This is a genomic window from Micromonospora sp. M51 (genome assembly GCF_018070305.1).
Lineage (GTDB): Bacteria > Actinomycetota > Actinomycetes > Mycobacteriales > Micromonosporaceae > Micromonospora > Micromonospora parva.
In genome coordinates, this window is the sequence record NZ_JAGPXZ010001071.1 from 1 (window position 1) to 1,533 (window position 1,533).

Here is a 1,533-nt window from a genome sequence, read left to right on the forward strand (position 1 = left end):
TCATCTCATTCTCAGGCGTCACCGAATTGAACTCACGGTTCAAAATCGTCGTGTACGCACTATCAGACAACTTGTTCGCCGCCACCGCCGTACCGAAATACCGCCCCTTCTCCGCGGCCGACGCGCCCAGCGTCGTACCGGCGCTCGCCGTGCCCGGCAGGAACGCGGCGCTGGTTGCGGCGAGCAGAGCGGCGGCGGCGAGGACGACCGCCGTACGGGCTCGGGGGCCGAAGCGTGGGCGGGTGTCCTCTTGGCACCGTTCGATCATGTCTTTTCCTTCCGTGAACCCGGGGCAGCGCAGGTGACACGCACCGCCCCTGCGGTGGTGGGGTGCCGGGTCACGACCACGCGCGGGAGTGCGCCCGGGAAGTGGCACACACCGCTGGTCATCGACCTCGGTGGATGTGAAGTATGTCAGCGCCACTGATCGACAGGCAAGAATTTCCGGAAGGATTGCGAGAATTGATTCGGCCCGGGTACCGGAGCAGGACGTAGCTGCCCAGGCCGGGTGCCATCGGAAGGCGACGGCGGTGCCCTGTTACATCGGCCGGGTGGATTCACCAGCCGCAGGGCACCGCAAGTTCCGGAAGTTCTCTCGCAACGCTACCGGAGGTCGCGGCACACCGACCAGACCGCAGACGAGCTGGGGTCAGCGCTGCGCGGCAGCGTAGAGCCGGCTCACGGTCTCGGCCACGCAGACGGGCTTGCCGCCGCTGTCGCTCTCCACCACGACCGTCACGACCAGCTGCACGCCGCCGCTCACCGGCGACACGTCGGCGATGGTGGCGGTGGCGCGTACGGCGGCGCCGACCCGCAGCGGCGCGGGGAAACGCACCCGGTTCAGCCCGTAGTTCACCCCCATCGCCACCCCCTCGACCCGGTAGAGCCCACCGGCCAGCGCCGGCAACAGCGACAGGGTGAGATACCCGTGCGCGATCGGCTGGCCGAACGGCCCGGCCGCGGCTCGGACCGGGTCGACATGGATCCACTGGTGGTCGTCGGTGGCGTCGGCGAACAGGTCGACACGGCTCTGCTCGACACGCTGCCACGGACCGGGTCCGAGGCTCTCACCGGTCGCGGCGGCCAACTCCTCGAACGAGGTGAACACTCTCATGCCAGGTCTCCCTACAGCTACTAGAAGGCGTTGACGCCGGTGAGCGCGCGTCCGATGAGGAGTTGCTGGATCTGACTGGTGCCCTCGTAGAGGGTGGCGACCCGGGCGTCGCGCAGGTACTTGCCGACCGGGTACTCGTCGATGTAGCCGTACCCACCGAACACCTGGACCGCGTTGTTGGCCGCGCGGACGGCGGCCTCGCTGGCGAAGAGCTTGGCCACCGACGCCTCGGTGGCGAACGGCTGGTCGCGGTCGATCAGGTCGGCCACCTGCCAGACCAGCAGCCGGGCCGCGGCGGTGTCCACAGCGATGGCGGCGAGCAGTTGCTGAACGAGCTGGTGCCCGGCGATCGGCCCGCCGAACTGGGTCCGCTGCCCGGCGTAACCGACCGCCGCGTCGAGGCAGCCCTGGGCGATGCC

Annotated in this window: 3 protein-coding genes; all 3 read right to left on the minus strand. The window is 69.1% G+C overall.

The annotated features are described in order from the left end of the window. Window positions 1-268, minus strand: a 268-nt coding sequence (locus KBX53_RS32540) for an endo-1,4-beta-xylanase (protein WP_210863693.1), incomplete at its 3' end; no start/stop codon positions are given. 381 nt (window positions 269-649) lie between these two features. Further along, on the minus strand, window positions 650-1,114 hold the full coding sequence (locus KBX53_RS32545) for a MaoC family dehydratase (protein ID WP_030336986.1): 465 nt from the start codon (window positions 1,112-1,114) through the stop codon (window positions 650-652). A 20-nt stretch (window positions 1,115-1,134) separates the two neighbouring features. Beyond that, a partial coding sequence (locus KBX53_RS32550) for an acyl-CoA dehydrogenase family protein (RefSeq protein WP_256443465.1) occupies window positions 1,135-1,533 on the minus strand: 399 nt, incomplete at its 5' end.

Bases quoted from the DNA above. Each gene is read 5' to 3' on its own strand.
- KBX53_RS32545 (WP_030336986.1), bottom strand. From the start codon at position 1,114: ATGAGAGTGTTCACCTCGTTCGAGGAGTTGGCCGCCGCGACCGGTGAG.